General features: G+C 58.4%; 16 protein-coding genes. 7 read left to right on the forward strand and 9 right to left on the reverse strand.

Translation table 11 applies throughout. The features are described 5' to 3' along the window. Positions 1-122: 122 nt before the first annotated feature. The 5 genes from PspS49_RS15370 to PspS49_RS15390 all read right to left on the reverse strand — a co-directional run bounded on the left by PspS49_RS15370 (position 123) and on the right by PspS49_RS15390 (position 4,706). Complete coding sequence (locus tag PspS49_RS15370; RefSeq protein ID WP_238786287.1) at positions 123-560, reverse strand: hypothetical protein; 438 nt, start codon at positions 558-560, stop codon at positions 123-125. Between the two features lie 650 nt (positions 561-1,210). Then, on the reverse strand, positions 1,211-1,525 hold the full coding sequence (locus PspS49_RS15375; protein ID WP_150776685.1) for a hypothetical protein: 315 nt from the start codon (positions 1,523-1,525) through the stop codon (positions 1,211-1,213). A 241-nt stretch (positions 1,526-1,766) separates the two neighbouring features. Next, positions 1,767-2,171 carry a thioesterase family protein gene (locus PspS49_RS15380; RefSeq protein WP_150776686.1) on the reverse strand — a complete coding sequence of 135 codons (405 nt, stop codon included), beginning with the start codon at positions 2,169-2,171 and terminating at the stop codon, positions 1,767-1,769. A 127-nt stretch (positions 2,172-2,298) separates the two neighbouring features. Continuing rightward, positions 2,299-3,048, reverse strand: coding sequence for a TIM barrel protein (locus PspS49_RS15385; protein WP_150776684.1), 750 nt, complete (start codon positions 3,046-3,048; stop codon positions 2,299-2,301). A 92-nt stretch (positions 3,049-3,140) separates the two neighbouring features. Then, positions 3,141-4,706, reverse strand: a complete 1,566-nt coding sequence (locus PspS49_RS15390) for a carbohydrate porin (protein WP_160040137.1) — start codon at positions 4,704-4,706, stop codon at positions 3,141-3,143. Positions 4,707-4,874: 168 nt separating this feature from the next. On the opposite strand from PspS49_RS15390, the gene PspS49_RS15395 reads away from it, so the two are divergent. The 6 genes from PspS49_RS15395 (at position 4,875) to PspS49_RS15420 (ending at position 11,709) form a co-directional block, all read left to right on the forward strand. Continuing rightward, on the forward strand, positions 4,875-6,149 hold the full coding sequence (locus PspS49_RS15395) for an ABC transporter substrate-binding protein (protein WP_160040140.1): 1,275 nt from the start codon (positions 4,875-4,877) through the stop codon (positions 6,147-6,149). Between the two features lie 21 nt (positions 6,150-6,170). Beyond that, entirely contained in the window at positions 6,171-7,133 is a 963-nt protein-coding gene (locus tag PspS49_RS15400; RefSeq protein ID WP_160040142.1) for a sugar ABC transporter permease, read from the forward strand. Then, the gene (locus PspS49_RS15405) at positions 7,130-7,972 is read left to right on the forward strand and encodes a carbohydrate ABC transporter permease (protein WP_160040144.1); all 843 of its coding nucleotides are present in this window, start codon (positions 7,130-7,132) and stop codon (positions 7,970-7,972) included. The genes PspS49_RS15400 and PspS49_RS15405 overlap by 4 nt, the downstream gene beginning before the upstream one ends. A gap of 27 nt (positions 7,973-7,999) precedes the next feature. Continuing rightward, positions 8,000-9,145 carry a sn-glycerol-3-phosphate ABC transporter ATP-binding protein UgpC gene (ugpC, locus tag PspS49_RS15410; RefSeq protein WP_160040146.1) on the forward strand — a complete coding sequence of 382 codons (1,146 nt, stop codon included), beginning with the start codon at positions 8,000-8,002 and terminating at the stop codon, positions 9,143-9,145. Next, complete coding sequence (locus PspS49_RS15415) at positions 9,142-10,641, forward strand: sucrose-6-phosphate hydrolase (RefSeq protein ID WP_160040148.1); 1,500 nt, start codon at positions 9,142-9,144, stop codon at positions 10,639-10,641. The genes ugpC and PspS49_RS15415 overlap by 4 nt, the downstream gene beginning before the upstream one ends. A 75-nt stretch (positions 10,642-10,716) precedes the next feature. Then, positions 10,717-11,709 (forward strand): LacI family DNA-binding transcriptional regulator, encoded by a 993-nt coding sequence (locus tag PspS49_RS15420; RefSeq protein WP_160040150.1) that lies wholly within the window; start codon positions 10,717-10,719, stop codon positions 11,707-11,709. Positions 11,710-11,766: 57 nt separating this feature from the next. Here the strand turns inward: PspS49_RS15420 and PspS49_RS15425 are convergent, their stop codons facing one another. The 4 genes from PspS49_RS15425 to PspS49_RS15440 all read right to left on the reverse strand — a co-directional run bounded on the left by PspS49_RS15425 (position 11,767) and on the right by PspS49_RS15440 (position 16,695). Beyond that, positions 11,767-14,166 (reverse strand): TonB-dependent receptor, encoded by a 2,400-nt coding sequence (locus PspS49_RS15425; RefSeq protein WP_160040152.1) that lies wholly within the window; start codon positions 14,164-14,166, stop codon positions 11,767-11,769. Between the two features lie 67 nt (positions 14,167-14,233). Continuing rightward, the gene (locus PspS49_RS15430) at positions 14,234-15,196 is read right to left on the reverse strand and encodes a FecR domain-containing protein (RefSeq protein ID WP_160040154.1); all 963 of its coding nucleotides are present in this window, start codon (positions 15,194-15,196) and stop codon (positions 14,234-14,236) included. After that, positions 15,187-15,705: a sigma-70 family RNA polymerase sigma factor gene (locus PspS49_RS15435; RefSeq protein WP_160040156.1), complete on the reverse strand. Its 519-nt coding sequence runs from the start codon at positions 15,703-15,705 to the stop codon at positions 15,187-15,189. Before PspS49_RS15435 ends, PspS49_RS15430 begins: the two co-directional genes overlap by 10 nt. A gap of 90 nt (positions 15,706-15,795) precedes the next feature. Continuing rightward, complete coding sequence (locus tag PspS49_RS15440) at positions 15,796-16,695, reverse strand: helix-turn-helix domain-containing protein (protein ID WP_160040158.1); 900 nt, start codon at positions 16,693-16,695, stop codon at positions 15,796-15,798. A 162-nt stretch (positions 16,696-16,857) separates the two neighbouring features. Between PspS49_RS15440 and PspS49_RS15445 the strand changes: the two genes are divergently transcribed. Beyond that, positions 16,858-18,216 carry a glutamine synthetase family protein gene (locus PspS49_RS15445; RefSeq protein WP_160040160.1) on the forward strand — a complete coding sequence of 453 codons (1,359 nt, stop codon included), beginning with the start codon at positions 16,858-16,860 and terminating at the stop codon, positions 18,214-18,216. Positions 18,217-18,319: the final 103 nt, after the last annotated feature.

The raw sequence follows: 18,319 nt of genomic DNA on the forward strand, positions 1-18,319 counted from the left end.
ACCGCGCCCTTTGGACTCTTCAGTGACTATAGATCAGGAGTTCTTTGAGGGGAGTATGCTGACGGTCAGCTCTTGGCCGATTGCTGTCTTTGGGAAGGTCCGCAGTCGACCCATAGCTGTCATTAAATTGAGGTAACGAAGCGGGTTTCGAGGCCTACACTTACTGACGGTAGCGCATTAATCAATACGACGGCATCGTCGCCCTGGTTAAGGTAGATCAACGAGTCACCGGTCTCGAACGTAACTATGAATCCGGCCAGCCAAGGCTCTTGTCCGTTGAAAGAGTCAAGAATTCCCTCAACTGCGCAAATTTTTGTGTTCTCAAGGTGGGTTGCTGACAGATCCGCAAGCAGGTTTTCCCTCTTCCAGGAGCAGATCACGTTTGGCTCTATCTCGAAGGGAGTCGGCGTATCAGAAGGAAACAAGTCCGCACCAACTCTCTCGCCATCACTCAAGAGATACATGGATAGAACTTCTCCTTCGCCAAAACGCCACTCTAGAGAACCTGTGTCTCCCAGATCTTTCTCGTCGTTGAAATAGTACTGGTCGTGCAGCAGCACGCTCAGCCGTTTTCCCAAAAGCGAACGTGCGTTTTGCAGGTCTAGGACAGCTCTTGTAGGGGATGGGGAGTGTCGGCTAGACATCGGCATCTCATATAGGATGGAAGAGAGGCAGATACTACACAAACGCTATTACGTCCGCTTCTGGCCGATTGCTGCTGGTCGCGACCGTAGGTGATTGGTGCTAGATACGAAGAACCGCGTGAACTTGTATTAATTTCTTAGCCAGTTCAGCCAGAGCATTTCAGGGACTTCGGATCGAATGACACATTGGCCATACTTCGAATGTCAGGTACTGGTTGCCATTCAGCAGTGGTGGAGTCGATTTCGCGCAGAGTCCATTGCTGGGGGCCGGACCAGGACAGTTCTATGTAGGGGCCTTCAAGTACTTCGTTCGCTATTAACATGTCGACTTCGTCGGCAGGTCCCGGGAGCATGCCTCCGACAGCAATGGGCACGCGCTGATGCAAAAGGCTGTTGAGCATGCACAACAACTCGGCACGTGATGTGTAATGCACTCTGTAATCCCCGACTTCTGTGTAGGCAAACACCAGGCTGCCGGAAACGGAGTCGACGGAGCTGATCAAAGTGAGATGCGTCGGTGGCAGGCCTAACCCCTTTGAATACCGTAGTTTGATAACTGCGCCCCTTTATGTAGTTCGCTTTATGAGCTCGACGAGCTTCGCGGCTTCATTGCGCAATTCATCGAATCTTTCGTTTAGCACAACATGACCCAGCTTCCAGCAAAGGACGCCATTCTCATCACTTTGACCAAGAATGAGATCATTGAATGAGCCCATTCCACCATAGGCTGACTGTAGGTACTCAATTCCGGAGTAATCAGAATCCATTAAGCGTGCTCTTGCCTTACGCATCCACAGGCTCCAGTGAGTATCTCCATCGCTCTCAAGCATTGCTGCAAGCTGATCAAGAACGCAGATCAGCTCTTCGGTTTTAGGTCCCATTTCTTGACATCGTCCAAGGTGAATCACGGTATGGGAAGGAACCCCACCGCCGAGTATTTTTCGTCAGTCTCGCTACATAAGCTACTGTTTTGCAATCAGGTTGTCCAAGGGCCGCTTTTGGCCGATTGCTGCCGGTCACCAAGGCCGCAATCGCCCATAGCTCCCGGTGAGGAATGGTAGATTTTGGCCACAACCGGACACTCGACAGCCCCCCGAAACTTTGTTGAGTCCGTCTGATCGTCTACGAAAGAAGCGCTCGCAACGGAGCTGGAATGGGTACAACTTCCTTACTTTCCGGTGAGACACAAACGTGTGTGACATTCGCGGTAAATGACAGCACGCCTTCGCCTACAACCCCCTCAACCAAAAAAGTAAAAGAGTGCTCGCCCAACCTGGCCACGCCAACTTTAATAGTCATTTCGTCATCCCACGTCAGCGGAGACAGCAACTCGATCGACATCGCACGCACCGGCGGCAATATATTAAAACTCATCACCGCTCTAAGCCCCGGCCCCCCTACCCATCTGTCGAGTGCTACACCAATGGCCTCTACAGCAAAATGTGAGAATCGCGGGGTGTAAACCACCCCTGCCGGATCACAATCTCCGAACAAAATAGTTCGACTTACAAAAACCGCATCAGGCATTAACTCCCCCCTACTCGCCAGCGTCAGGCCGATATCGATGAGTTCTTCTCGCTCGGCCATCAAGGGCTTCTGCCTTTGATGGCGGCGATTTACCTATATCTGCGATTCAAAGATTTCTGTCTAGAACCTAAGCACTTAGCTGCTTAAACCAGTCAAGACTCGCAACAGTAGTTCCAGAAGGACGGTATTCACACCCGATCCATCCGGCGTAGCCGCGTTGCTCCAGCGCCGCGAACAAGGCAGCAAAGTCGATATTCCCCGTTCCCGGCTCGTGACGCCCCGGGTAATCGGCTATTTGCACATGCACGGTTCTGTCATAGAAACGCGCCAGCACATCGGCTGCGTCTCCGGTCAAAAGCTGGGCATGGTAAAGATCAAGAATCAGCCCGACACTCGGGAAGGTCTCCAGTACCTGTTGCGCCTTGCTGAAGTCAGACATGTAATAGCCCGGCATCGCCTCCGCGCTGATCACTTCGATCAGCGGCCGCAGCCCCTGGTCTTCCAAGTACTTGACCGCATATTCCAGGTTGCCCGCGTAGGTTCGCTCAGCGTCATTCTGCGTGGTAACGCCCGACATGATGTGGACATCCGCACACGCCAAGGTCTTTGCGTAGCGGGCGGCCTGGAGCAACCCGTCACGAAACTCCTCGCCCCTGCCCTGTAACGCGGCGATGCCTTTGGTCACGCCAGCCGGGGCGGCGAACTGAATCAACGGCAAACTGTATTGGGCTAGATGGTCGGCAAGCAGACTGGCGTCGAATTCATACGGCGACGGGAATTCAACTGCCCGGAAACCGGCGGCTGCGGCGGCTTCGATGCGTTGCAGAAAAGGCAATTCATTGAATTGAAAACCGAGATGAGCATTGAACTTGAGCATTGGTAATTATCCATCCTGGGAAGAAACGACATCATCAGCCTGGAGCATCCTTCGCCGCTCCAGCACTGCACTATCGCAAGTACGTTCAACGATTAAAACCAGGTTTCCATCTGTATGCCGTATTGCCACACCCCTCCCGCCTGGAAGTCGGACATGCCAAAGGCGTCTGTAGTACTGAACCTGTCCAGATCCGAAGACCAGTTCATGTAGCTGGCGAACACTCGCAACTCTGGACGCGTGAGTAGATCACCAACGTCAAGTTTGAATGTCGGGGCGACAGTGAACTTCCAGAAGTTACCATCGACCGCATTTCGTTGTAGATAGCCTTTGGGGTCGAGGTTCATGGTTTGCCAGCTCATTTCGTAGGCCATTTCGAAGTTGCTGTTGATTTTGTTGGCCAGTCGCACGTTCAGGGTCAGCCAGCGGTAGTCGTCACCTTTTACGTATCGATCCTTGCTCTGTTCGGCCAGCAAACTAGGCCCGATGCGCCAGTCAGAGGTCAGCGGGGTCTCACCGTAAAGCGCCAGACGCAGCGCGCGGGCGTCGTCGATCAACTCACCATCCGAGCCAACGTTCTTGACCTCTGCCCCCAGACCTTGCCCATAGAGCAGCGCCGTTTTGAAGAAGCCTTCCCTGCCGAAAAAGGTTTTCTGGTGATTGGCCAGCATGCTGTGCAAACCCGAATCCGCAGGCGTCAAACCGGCTTTGTTGGTGCGGGTGCCGACATCGTTTTTCTTTGCGCCGATGGCGTTGTACATCCACTGCCACTGGCCATCCGCAAAGAACTGGTTGGAGGTCAGGATGTAGCTTTCCACATCGGCATTGATACCGCCTTGACTGAAATCCCCGTAGCTACGCCCAATCAACGAGTAATTCGAGCGCCAATGCTGGTTCATCTGCACATCGTAAATTCCACCGCCGGTGCCGGCCAGGTAAACGACGTCGGAGTCCAGCCAGTGGATATCGAAATTATCTCTATCGAAGCGCTTGCCCGCCCACAGCGTAGCGTTCTCGAAGACTGAATTGCCTTTGAACGCAGCGACATGGTCGAGCGTTGTGAATACCTGGCGTACGTTGAGTTTGCTTTCGTCGGCCGTCCAGTCATTGGAGCTTTCCACACCGTCGGCGATAGAGACCGTGAACTTGGAACGGGTGCCGTTTTGCGCATAGAGCTCTTTCGACAGGTCGATGCGCATGTAGGTGTCGTCTTCGTTACCGAGTCGCCCGACTGCACCACCCACCGAGCCGGCCGGCGTTGTGTAAGGGCCGCCACGCCCGCCACCCAGCCCCTCGTCGACCAACAATCCGGAGCGCGCATAGCCGTTGAAGCTGAATCCATCGGTGAGGTTCCCGGTACTGCCCTCCTTGTCCAGGCTTTGCTGACGGGCTTCGAGTTTTGCCAGTCGGGTGTCCAGAGCCGGTGCGGAAATGGCTGTTGCGTTAGATGCGACGGGTTGCAAGGGCGGCGTCGCGCGTTTGACCTGCTGCAATTCCCGGGCAAGTGCCTGGGTCTGCTGCTCGGCCGTGGCCGCACGCTTTTCCGCTGCGCTGGCACGCGCTTCAAGTGCGGCCATGCGCTCTTCCAGCGTCGCGGCCTGAGAGGTCGCCGCAGAGGTGCCGAGCACACCTGCCAATAGCCAGCCTGTTGCTTTGTGCATATGAAATCCCTGTTTTGTTTTTATTGTTGGTTGACGCAAACGGCCGTTTTTTGCGTGCGTTGCGAGTTGCCGCAATCGACGAAAAAAAGGATGCCTCCTCGCAAATACGCTGCTACATTTGGCGATGTTAACGTTAACTTTTCTAAAAACAAAAATAAAGGACGCTCGATGAAACACCTGAAATCGCTCCTGCCAGTCGCATTGATCACCCTGTCTGCCGCACTTCCATCCGTGTCGAACGCAACCGATCTGACGATCTCCTGCGGTGCGGTGGGTGCGGAGTTGCAACTGTGCAAAGAGGCCGTCGAGACATGGTCGAAACAGACTGGCAACAACGTCGAGGTGGTCTCCACGCCTAACTCGGCAACCGAGAGGTTGTCGTTCTACCAGCAGATCCTCAGTGCGCAGTCCACCGACATCGACATCATTCAAATCGATATGGTGTGGCCGGGGATGCTGGCCAAACACCTGATGGATCTGCGTGAAGTGCTTCCCGCCAACGCGACCCAAGGCTACTTCCCGGCACAGGTCGATAACGCCACGGTCAACGGACGGCTGGTGACGATGCCGTGGTTCACCGACTCGGGGCTGCTGTATTACCGCAAAGACTTGCTTGAGAAATACAACAAGCCGGTTCCCCATACGTGGGAGGAAATGACCGCTACCGCCAGGGACGTGCAACAGGCTGAGCGCAGCGCTGGCAACGCAAATCTGTGGGGTTATATCTTTCAGGGACGTGCCTACGAGGGGCTGACGTGTAATGCGCTGGAGTGGATCAGCAGCCAGCCGCAAGGCGGACTGATCAATCAACGCGGCGACATCGTGGTCAACAGTCAGGCCTCGAGAGCGGCGTTGACCCTGGCGAAAAGCTGGGTCGGCGACATCTCCCCGCGTGGCGTGCTCAATTACACCGAGGAAGAAGGACGTGGCGTATTCCAGTCGGGCAATGCGCTGTTCATGCGTAACTGGCCTTATGTCTGGGCTCTGGTGCAAAGCCAGGACAGCGCCGTAAAAGACCAGGTCGGCGTCGCTCCCCTGCCCCGCGGCGGCGAAACCGGCGAGCATGCCTCCACCCTCGGTGGCTGGGGCCTGGCGGTCTCGCGTTATAGCGCCCATCCCAAACTTGCCGCCGAACTGGTGAGCTACCTGAGCAGTGCCCAAGAGCAAAAACGTCGAGCGCTGAAAGGCGCCTACAACCCGGTAATCGAGTCGCTGTATCAAGATCCCGAGTTGCTCGCGGCCATGCCTTATTACGCTCAGCTGCACAGCATTCTCAACGCTGGGGTCATGCGCCCCGCCGCCATCACCGCCGATCGCTATCCACGGGTCTCCAATGCCTTCTTCGATCGGGTGCATGGCGTGCTGGCGGGCGAGTTGCCCGTCGATCAGGCACTCGCCGAACTGGAAAGCGAACTCACGCGCATCAAACGCCGGAACTGGTAAGCCACAAGGAAGGAAATCACCATGTCTGTCTCTACGACCCATGCCCCCTTTGACGAGCTGCTGCTCACGAGGGAAACGCCTGTACAACGTCGCCGGGTGCGCGCTGCCTGGCTGTTTCTGACGCCAATGCTGGTCTGCCTGGCCCTGGTGGCTGCGTGGCCGCTGCTGCGCACATTCTGGTTCAGCCTGACCGACGCCAGCCTGGCGGACACCGGTGGCGCAACCTTCATTGGCCTGAGCAATTATCTGGTGTTCAGCGGTTCCGGCTGGTCGGGCATCCTCGTCGATCCACAGTGGTGGAATGCGGTGCGCAACACGTTGTATTTCACGGTGGTCTCGGTGGGACTGGAAGTCGTCCTGGGGCTGTTGGTGGCGTTGCTGCTGAACATCAAGTTCACCGGCCGTTCGCTGGTGCGTGCGTTGATTCTGATTCCGTGGGCGATTCCGACGATTGTCTCGGCGAAGATCTGGTCATGGATGCTCAACGACCAGTTCGGCATCATCAATCACCTGATGCTCAGCCTCGGCCTGATTGACGCCCCGTTGGCGTGGACGGCAGATGCGGACCTGTCGATGTGGGCGGTGATCATCGTTGACGTCTGGAAGACCGTGCCCTTTGTCACGCTGCTGATGCTGGCGGCCTTGCAGATGTTGCCGAGCGATTGCTACGAAGCGGCCAGGGTCGATGGCATTCACCCGCTGAACGTGTTCTGGCGTGTCACGCTGCCACTGTTGATGCCTGCACTGCTGGTGGCGGCGATCTTCCGCATCCTCGATTCCCTGCGGGTCTTCGACGTCATCTATGTGCTGACCTCGAACTCGTCGAGCACCATGAGCATGTCGGTGTATGCCCGCCAGCACCTGGTGGAGTTCCAGGACGTCGGTTACGGCAGCGCGGCGTCGACGCTGTTGTTTCTGGTGGTCGCGGTGATCGCCATGCTTTATCTCTACCTCGGACGCCGTCAAATGGAGGTCCGCGCATGAGCCCGCGCCTGCTGAAAAAAGCGCTGTTGCGCCTCGGCTTCTGGTGCCTGATCGGGGTGTTGCTGCTGTATGCGGTTTTCCCGTTCTACTACGCCATCGTGACGTCGCTGAAGCCCTCCAGCGCGTTGTTCGAGGTGAGCTACTGGATCGAACATCCCGACTTCTCCAATTACGCGGCGATCCTTCACCAGGCTTCATTCCTGCGAGCGATCGGTAATTCGCTGGTGGTTGCGCTGTGCGTGGTGACGCTGGCGCTGTTCCTCAGCCTGACCGCTGCCTATGCCTTGGGCCGGGTGAAATTCCGTGGGCGTGGCACGGTGTTGATGATGGTGCTTGGCGTGTCGATGTTTCCTCAGGTCGCGGTGCTGTCGGGACTGTTCGAAGTGATCCGCGCCTTGGGTCTGTACAACACGTCGTGGGCGTTGATCCTCAGCTACACGATTTTCACCCTGCCCTTCACCGTCTGGGTGCTGACCACCTTCATGGGGCAACTCCCCCATGAACTGGAGGAAGCGGCAATCATGGATGGTGCGTCACCCTGGGTGACGCTGACCCGCGTGCTGTTGCCGCTGCTCTGGCCAGCCCTCGTCACCACTGGTTTGCTGGCCTTCATCGCCGCGTGGAACGAGTTCCTGTTTGCCCTGACGTTCACCCTCACCGACAGCCAACGCACCGTGCCGGTTGCCATCGCCTTGATTTCCGGCGGCAGCCCCCATGAGTTGCCTTGGGGCTTGTTGATGGCTGCCTCGGTGCTGGTCACCGTCCCACTGGTGATTCTGGTGCTGATCTTCCAGCGCCGAATCGTTTCCGGTCTCACTGCCGGCGCGTTAAAGGGTTGATGCCCAACAAAGACAAGGAACAGCATCGTGATCAAATTGAAACTGGACAACGTGAACAAACAACTGGGCGGCGCGCGGATTCTTCGCGACATCAACCTGGAGATCGCTGCGGGTGAATTCGTGGTGTTCGTCGGTCCTTCGGGCTGCGGAAAGTCGACCCTGCTGCGCCTGATCGCCGGACTGGATTCGATCTGTGCCGGCGACCTGCTGATCGACGGGCGGCGGGTCAACGACCTGGAACCGCGCGAACGTGGCGTCGGCATGGTGTTTCAGTCTTATGCGCTATACCCGCACATGAGCGTCTACGACAACATCAGTTTTGGCCTCAAACTGGCCAAGACTGAAAAGAGCAGCCTGCGCGAGCGGGTGCTGAAAACCGCGCAAATCCTGCAATTGGACAAACTGCTGCAACGCAAACCGAAAGAACTGTCTGGCGGGCAACGTCAGCGTGTGGCCATGGGCAGGGCCATGGCGCGGGAGCCGGACATTCTGTTGTTCGATGAGCCGCTGTCCAACCTGGATGCTTCATTGCGGGTGCAGATGCGCAACGAAATCGCCCGACTGCATGCCCGATTGGGCTCGACCATGATCTACGTCACTCACGACCAGGTGGAAGCGATGACCCTGGCCGACAAAATTGTCGTGCTCAATGGCGGTCATATTGAGCAGGTCGGCTCACCGCGCGAACTCTATGAGCGCCCGGCCAGCCGCTTTGTCGCCGGTTTTCTCGGTTCGCCGAAAATGAACTTCCTGCCGGCACGCCTGCAGGCGCCGGACGAAACCAGCCTGGTCGATACTCCGGTTTTGGGGATGACTGCCCTGCCCTTCGACAGCTCGAACCTGGCGGCGGACGCCTCGCTGAGCCTGGGCGTTCGTCCGGAACACCTGTCGCTCAAAGCGGCGCCGGGAGCGGCTGGCGTCGTCGTGACCGGGGTCGAATACCTCGGCAGCGAAACCTATGTGCACCTCGATACCGGGCAGGACGAGCCACTGATCTGTCGTTGTGAAGTCAACGCCGGATGGCAAGCAGGCGATCGGGTCGAATTGCAACTGGACATCGACAAGATCCACCTGTTCGACACCGACGGCACGGCATTGAAGCGCCACCCGCACGCCATTGAATCCGCGCAGGATGACCTCTCTTTGCGCTCAGTCCGAGCACACGCCCTATGACCTTTTTGAATACCCAGAGCGATCCAATGTCTTCGACCCTTGACCTTGCGCAGCGCGCACTGGCTGACAGCCAGTCTCGCGTCATCGAGGATTATCGACCCGGTTACCATATTGCCCCGCCGGCCGGCTGGATGAACGACCCGAACGGGGTCGTGTACTTCCGTGGCGAATATCACGTGTTCTATCAGCATCACCCCTTCGACGCGAAATGGGGCCCGATGTATTGGGGCCATGCCAAGAGTGCCGATCTGGTGCATTGGCAGCACCTGCCCATTGCGCTGGCACCCGGCGATGACTGCGACCGCGACGGCTGTTTTTCCGGTAGCGCCGTGGTCTGTGGCGATACCCTGGCGCTGATCTACACCGGACACACCTGGCTGGGCGAAGTGGGTGACGAGCGCTTGATCAAACAGGTCCAGTGCCTGGCCACCAGCAACGACGGCATCCACTTCGTCAAACACGGCGTGGTGATCGACAGCGCGCCGCAAGACACCATCATGCACTTCCGTGACCCCAAGGTCTGGCAGGACGATGGCCATTGGTACCTGATTGCCGGCGCACGTCTGTGCGACAGACCGCTACTGCCGCTGTACCGCTCCACGGATCTGCACGCCTGGGAATTCCTCGACTATGTGTCCGCCGGCAGCGAGGGCGATGGCTATATGTGGGAATGCCCGGACCTGTTTCGACTGAATGGACGCGATGTGCTGCTGTACTCTCCGCAAGGCATGCAAGCCGACGGTTATGACCGGCTCAACAAGTACCAGACCGGTTATCGAGTGGGCCAACTCGATAACCAGTGGCACTTCACCGGTGGAACTTTTGTCGAGCTGGATAACGGCCACGATTTCTATGCGGCGCAAACGCTGTTGGCCGCCGATGGGCGGCGCCTCGTCTGGGCGTGGCTGGACATGTGGGAAAGCCCGATGCCGAGCCAGGCCCATCACTGGTGTGGCATGCTCGGACTGCCACGCGAACTTGAGCTGTGCGCCGAGCGCCTTTGCGTGTATCCGGCACGGGAGCTCAGCGCGCTACGAATGACGCAATTGCCGGGGGCGCCGTGGTGGGAAGCGTCGGGAACCCGCTGGGTGCCGGAGGTAAACGGCGACATGCTGGAAATCCATGTGCATCTGGATCTGCTCGGCTGCACTGACGGCCACTTGGGAGTCGCCTTACGCTGCAGCGACGATGGCCGTGAAGAAACTCTGCTCTATTACGATGCATCACTGCAGCGCCTGGTGCTTGACCGCAGCCGCTCGGGTGCGCAAGTCACCGGCCAGCGCAGCGTCTCGATAGACCCGACACAAGAGCGACTGGAACTGCGCGTGTTTCTTGATCGCTCGTCCATTGAGGTGTTCGACGAAAACGGCCGCTTCAGCCTCAGCAGTCGCCTCTATCCGCGCTCCGACAGTTTGGGCGTGAAGCTGGTGGCAAGCGGGAGTGGCGGGCGCGTCTCGATTGCCAAGGCATGGCCGCTCGGTTCTGCATGGTCATGAGCGGCGTCATTCGGGTCGCGAGAAACCCGGGGCCTGTGTCATGATTCTGCGTCAACCTGACCGGCCGCACTTCGCATGACTTCAGTGAAAGACGTTGCACAACTGGCCGGCGTGTCCCTGATGACGGTGTCTCGAGCGCTCAATAGTCCGGAAAAACTGAGCCCCGAAACCCTTCTACGGGTGCGTCGTGCCATTGATGAACTGCAATTCGTACCCAGCCTGTCAGCGCGCAAGATGCGCGGTGACAACCTGCAGTCGCGCACCATCGGCGTGTTCGCGCTGGACACCGCGACCACGCCCTTCGCGGTCGAGCTGCTGCTGTCCATTGAGCAGACCGCGCAACAGGCCGGCTGGAATGTCTTTATCCTCAACCTGCTAAGCAACCCGCCCACCGACCAGAACATCGACCTGATGCTGTCGCACCGTCCGGACGGTCTGATCTTCAGCGCCATGGGATTTCGCCAGGTCAGCATTCCCGAGCGCTTGAAGAGCAAGCCTCTGGTGCTCGCCAATTGTCTGGCAGATGACAGCAGCCTCGTCAGTTATGTGCCCGACGACGAAATGGGCCAGTATCGCGCCGTACACCACGCGTTGAGCCTCGGCTACAAGCGGCCTCTGTGTATCAATCTGCCGAAACAGAGTCTGGCATGGGGGCTGCGACAAAAAGGCTTGCAGAGTGCCTGTCAGGCATTCGGACTGGCGCCTGACACACTCCTGCAATACGACCTTTCCGATCATGATGCCTATGGTGAAACAGCCGCTATCCTCGACCGGCATGTCATTGATGGTCGTCCCCAATTCGATATTCTGATCTGTGGCAACGACCGCATTGCCTTTTGTGCCTATCAACTGTTGTTGGGGCGTGGGCTGAAAATTCCGGACGATGTTGCTGTGCTCGGCTACGACAACATGATCGGCATTGCCGAGTTGTTCATCCCGCCGCTGACCACGGTGCAACTGCCGTACTACGAGATTGGGCGCCAGGCTGCACGGCATCTGATCGAGACCCTTGAGCTATCGGGAACTCAGCGAGTTGACTGTCCATTGGTGGTCAGGACATCACTCTGAGAGTGGTGTTGTTCGCTGATTGCATTCCCGATTGCTTTTTTGATTTGCCGAGTGAAATCAGAAGTCCACTGTCGCTGAAAGTAGATAGGTTCTCGGTGTCGACAACGTCAACCCCGGTTCACTGTCATCCGAAGCGCCTGCTGAACTCCAATAACGCTTATCCAGCACGTTCTCGATATTCCCGCGCAAGGTGATGGTTTTGTCGTCAACCTTGAACGCATAGCGCGTCCCTACGTCGAAGCGCTCCCAGGAATCGATTTCCTTCTCGTTGGACTGATCCAGGTACTGCGAACTCGAATAAATGCCCCGCGTTGTCAGCGTCAACCCCTGCACAGTCGGCACGTCCCACTCGGCGCCCAGATTGACATTGTATTTCGGCGTCGCCGGTGCGCGATTGCCGTCGAAGGTGCCATTGGTGGTGTGGGTCAGCTCGCTGTCGATGTACATCACGCCGCCGAGCAAGCGGAAGCCTTTGAGCGGTTCGCCGAACACGCTCAGTTCCACGCCATTGTTCTCGCGCTTGCCATTGGGGCCAAAGACTCGCGTGGTGGCGTTGGTTTCGTACGCCGGTTGCTTGATGCGAAACACCGCAGCGGTCAACGCGTAGGCGCCGGCGTCGTATTTGGCCCCCACTTCAACCTGACGACTGATAAACGGCGGGAAGATTTCATCTTCGTTCACCGAGGTCGACGGCGCGATCTTGCCCTGGCTCAGGCCTTCCATGTAGTTGGCGTACAACGACAGTTTGTCGGTCGCCTTGAACAGAATGCCGCCCGATGGCGAAACCTTTTCTTCGTCGTAAGCGGTGTCACCTTTGACGTCATCGCTCCAGTCGTCGACTTTCACCCGCTGCCAGCGAGCGCCGAGGGTCAGCAGCAATCGATCGTCGAAAAAGCCCAAGGTGTCGGACAGCGCGACGCCGCTGAAGCGGTTTTCGGTGTAGACCTTGGCGTCATTGCGTGTCGGCGTGCCGGGTTTTGCTGTTTCCACCGGGTCATACAGGTTGCTGCGCCCTGCCGCGTAACGCGCGCCGCCGTTCTCGAAATCCATGTAGAAGTAGCTGGCCGCGAGGTTGACCTCATGGCTCACCGGCCCGGTATGAAACCAGTTGCGCACGCCTGCCGTTGCGGTACGGACATTCTCGTCGCGGGTGAAGTCGCGCGGCAGTACGCTGAAATCACCGGCATCGTTGGTGACGGAAACGGCGTGGCGCAGGAAGTCATGATTACTTTTGCGCGCGCCGACGCCGCCGTACAGCATCACCGAATCATTGACGTCGAACTCAGCGTTGAGCGTGCCGAAGGTGTCCTCGGTTTTCGCCTGAGTCCAGGGTTGCGCGTAGTTGCGATGCACCTTGTTCGCGCTCGGAACCTTGGCATTGGCCGCGACCTGCACGCGCTCCTGCGGTGCGTCGGTGTCGCGTTCGGTGTGGCCGATATCGGTGGAAAGTCGCAAGCGCTCACCGCGAAAATCCAGGCCGAGCACGGCCATGTCACGGTCGACACTTTGATGATCCCACTCGGTATCACCAGACTGCTTGACGCCGTTGAAGCGCAGGCCGAACTGATTGTCCTCACCGAACCGCCGGCCGACATCCACCGCGCCGCCGACCTGATTGTTCGACGCATAGTTGGCCGTCAGCGAGGTGATCGGTTTGTCGGTGGCACGCTTAGGCACCACGTTGATCCCCCCGCCTACGCTGCCCCGCGGCGAGATGCCGTTGATGAGCTGGCTCGGGCCTTTGAGAATATCCACACGATCGGCCATTTCCATGTCAATGGTGTACGTCGGCAGCACGCCATAGAGCCCGTTGTACGCCACGTCGCTGTTGAACAGGCTGAAACCACGGATGGTGAACTGCTCGTAGCGGCCACCGGCCGGGTTGGTTGCACGCACCGAAGGGTCGCTGGCGATCAGATCGCCCAGCGTGCGTGCCTGCTGGTTTTTCACGGCTTCGCTGGTGTAGGTGGTCATGCTGAACGGGGTTTCCATGAAGTCTTTCGACCCCAGCAAACCCTGCGAGCCACGCCGCGCGACTTGGCCGCCGGCAAACACATCGGCATCGCTGGAACCGGTGGCACCGAGAATCGACGTCGGCGCCAGTTGCAGGCTGCTGCCCTCGGCGGCTGGAATCAATGTGTAGGCTTGCTCGCCCAGCGGTTGCAGTTGCAGACCGGAACCCAGCAACAAGCGAGCGAACCCCTCCTCCACAGCGAACTCGCCGGACAAGCCGTTGCTGTTGCGGCCACTCACCAGTGCCGGATCGACCGACAGATTGACCCCGGCCAACCCGGCAAACCGCGTCAACGCTGCACTCAGGCTGCCGGCCGGCACCTGATAACTGCGCCGGGTGTCTTCGGCCCAGCTCGACTGGATCAACACAGGGCTGGCACTCAGGCTCAGCAGGAGGCTCAACTGCAACAACGGACGCAAACGACTTGGGAATACTGCGGGCATTGGAAGAAGCTCTCGATTTTGTTCACTTACCTGCAATGACCGGTGAAGCGAAAAAAAGGGACAGGCTTCAACCAGTTTTTTCTGAGGGGGGAATGTGTCGAGGCGTGAGAGACACCCAGAACCGCGTACGCGTATGAACGTCGATCGGCAGGCTCGCCGCGAGCAGTGCGAGGATTTGATCAGTATTGTCGAGGCGGAAACTGCCGGTGATGCGCAACGCTTCCAACGCCGGATCCCAGCGCAACAGCCCCGAACGATAGCGACTCAGCTCGCGCAAGAAGTCTCCCAGCGCTTGGTTCTGCGCCATCAACACGCCGTCACGCCAGCCCGGCATCAACGCATCGAATGCTTTGACGGAACCTGCGCCAGACGCTTGCAGGCTGACTTGCTGTCCTTGATTCAACACCAGCGCGGGTCCGTGCAACGGCTGTAACTGCACCGTGCCGCTGACCACCGAAACATTGCAATCACGCTCATTGAGACGCACGCATACTTCGCTGCGGCTGACGATGATCCGGCCGTAAGGCGCGTTGATAGTCAGCGCCGAACTGCCCGGAACGTTGAGCGCTATCTCGCCACGCAACAGCGTCAATTGCCGTCCCGGCAGATCGACATTCACTGCGCTGGCGGTGTTCAGTTGTAACGAACTGCCGTCACCCAACGACAAACGCTGGCGCTCTCCAGTGCTGGTGTGCAGATCTGCACGCCATACATCCATCGGCAATTGTCGACTGATCAGCCACGCTGCCGGCACCAACGCGGCGAGACCGAGCGCACGTTTCAGCGCCGCGCGACGCGCCAGATCCGGACGATCCAGCGTGGCCATGGCCAACGCCGCCGGCACAGCGGAAAAGCGTTGGCGCAACAGCTGGATCTTCTGCCAAGCATTTTCATGACGACTGTCACTGTTGCGCCAATGCTGCAGCCGCGCGTGATCATCATCCGTGGCATCGCCCGATTCGAGCAGCGCCAGCCATTGCGCGGCGGCGCGTGCCACTTCGCGCACTTCTGCGTTGGGCGCTACGCGCATGCTAGATCCAACATCAAGCAATGCTCGTAAGCTTGCGCCATATAACGTTTTATTGTGCGTTCGGAGACCTGCAGGCGCTCGGCGATTTCGCGATAACCGAGGCCTTCGAGCTGACTCAGGAGAAAGGCCCGACGCACCGCTCGCGGCAAACCATCGAGCAGCTCATCCAGCGCTTGCAGGGTTTCCAGCAGCAGCCAGCGCTGCTCGGGCGACGGCACGCATTCTTCGGGCAATTGCGCGAGGGCTTCGAGATAGGCCTTTTCCAGACTGCGGCGGGTGTAGAAATTGCTCAGCAGGCGTTTGCCCACGGTCAGCAGATAAGCGCGCGGCTCACGCATGTCGGCAATCGGCTGAGCGCTGCACAGCACGCGCAGGAAGGTGTCCTGGCTCAGATCCGCCGCATCCCACGCGTTGCCCATGCGCCGCCGCAGCCAGGTTTCCAGCCAGCCTCGGTGATCGCGATAGAGTTCGTGCAGGTGCTGCGGCGATGGCGTCGCTGCTTCAGTCATCTCAAGAGTCCTGCGCGAAGTCAGTTTCAAATGAGAGTGATTCTATTTAACTTCAGCGCCGAGACAAAGCCTTTTTAACCGGCAAGGCTTTCATGAGCGCTTCAAGGTCTCGCTCGGCAACTCCTTGAACAACGCCCGGTAACTGCTGGAAAACCTTCCCAAATGCCAGAACGACCACTGCATCGCCACCTCGGCAACCGTAGTTTCCGTCGGCCGGCGCTTGAGCAATTCACGGTGTGCGCTGTTCAACCGGCGCAGGCGCAGCCAGTGACTCGGGGTCATCCCGGTGTAAGCCTTGAACGCCTGCTGCAATTGCCGCAACGGCACCCCGGCCACTTGCGAAAGCTCCAGCAGATTGACCGTGTCTTCCGGCGAATCGGCCGCCCACTCTCCAACCCGTTTCATGATCATCCGTTCTTCGCTACGTTTCTGTAACCCGCCGCGATCAAGGCTGGCATGAGCGTTGTCGAGAATGAACAAACAGTCTTCGAGCAGTTGCTTTGTCAGCGCATCTTTATCAAGCAGATCAACAGCTTGCGACACCTTCGTGAGAGTCGAGCTTAACCAGCGACTGAACAAAGCGTTCTGCCCGCAATTGAGTTGGGTCATGAACAAGCCTTCGAGTTTCGCCACATTCAGACCGTGCTGACGGACAAACTCCGGACCGAACACCACGGCGATTTCCTGGTAGTTCTCCGGGGTGATCCAGATATTGCGGCTCTCTTCATTGAGCAAATAAAGCGCGTTGTCGCTGCGATCAAAACAGAACGCCAGAGCACCCGATGGCGCGCTGAAATTCTGCTCGACGCGGGTGTTCATCTGCTCTTCATAGACCTCGACACCCTGCAGATCCAGATAGCGGATCTGCCCGGCGAAGTGCCCCGGCGACATCTGTTGGTAATGCTGGACCCAGCCCGGTGTGGCGCGGACTTGTTCGGCGACATCGGCGGTGTTGAACGCTTGGACTTGTAGCGGATTGCACGTCGTCATGGGGTGACCTTGCGCACTCTTTTGGTGCGCTTTGGTGCTGCTTAAAGTGGATAGATGGAACTGCAAGGCTCGCCCAAGATAGTCGTCAACGCGCCACAGGGGAAGGGGCGGAAGATGAAACCCGCCCTCCCCGGCGTCTATAAAACCAATAACGAGGTCTTTATGAATGCCCCTTTCGATCAGCTGTTCACGTGGCTGAAAGATCACAAGATTACCGAAGTCGAATGTGTGGTCAGCGACCTGACCGGCATTGCCCGCGGCAAGATCGCGCCGACCAACAAGTTCCTGCATGAGCGAGGCATGCGCCTGCCGGAAAGTGTGCTGCTGCAAACGGTAACCGGGGATTTTGTCGACGACGACATCTACTACGACCTGCTCGATCCTGCCGATATCGACATGGTCTGCAAGCCCGTGGCTGACGCGGTCTACGTGATTCCATGGGCGATCGAGCCGACCGCCATCGTCATCCACGACACCTTCGACAAGTTCGGCAACCCGATCGAACTATCGCCGCGCAACGTGCTGAAGAAAGTCTTGCAGCTGTACACCGACAAAGGCTGGAAGCCGATTGTGGCGCCGGAAATGGAGTTCTACCTGACTCAGCGCTGCGAAGACCCGGACTTGCCGCTCAAGGCACCACTGGGCCGCTCGGGCCGTGCTGAAAGCGGTCGGCAGTCGTTCTCCATCGATGCTGCCAACGAATTCGATCCGTTGTTTGAAGACGTCTACGACTGGTGCGAACTGCAAGGCCTGGACCTCGACACGCTGATCCACGAAGACGGCCCGGCGCAGATGGAAATCAACTTCCGCCACGGTGATGCGCTGGATCTGGCTGACCAGATCACCGTGTTCAAACGCACCATGCGTGAGGCAGCGCTCAAGCACAACGTCGCCGCGACCTTCATGGCCAAGCCGATCGGCGATGAGCCGGGCAGCGCCATGCACATTCACCAGAGCGTGGTCGAAATCGCCACCGGCAAGCCGATCTTCGCCAATGAAGACGGGCAGATGAGCGAGCTGTTCCTGCATTACATCGGCGGTTTGCAGAAGTACATCCCGAAAGTGCTGCCGATGTTCGCGCCGAACGTCAACTCGTTCCGCCGCTTCCTGCCGGACACCTCGGCGCCGGTCAACGTCGAATGGGGCGAAGAAAACCGCACCGTCGGCCTGCGCGTGCCGACTTCCAGCCCTGAAGCCATGCGCGTGGAAAACCGCCTGCCGGGCGCTGACGCCAACCCGTACCTGGCGATTGCCGCGAGTCTGCTCTGCGGTTACATCGGCATGGTCGAAGCCATCGCGCCGAGCGCTGCGGTCCAGGGCCGCGCTTACGAGCGCCGCAACCTGCGCCTGCCGATCACCATCGAAGAAGCGCTGACGCAGATGGAAGAATGCGAAACCGTCGCGCAATACCTCGGCGACAATTTCGTCCGTGGCTATGTCGCGGTGAAGCGTGCCGAGCATGAAAACTTCAAGCGCGTGATCAGCTCGTGGGAGCGTGAGTTCCTGATGCTGAGCGTTTAAGACCTTCGTTGTCTGTACCACCGCTATCGCGAGCAGGCTCACTCCTACAGGGGGAATGCATTCCAAAATGTAGGAGTGAGCCTGCTCGCGATGGCGGCAGCTC

This window comes from Pseudomonas sp. S49 (genome assembly GCF_009866785.1).
GTDB lineage: Bacteria > Pseudomonadota > Gammaproteobacteria > Pseudomonadales > Pseudomonadaceae > Aquipseudomonas.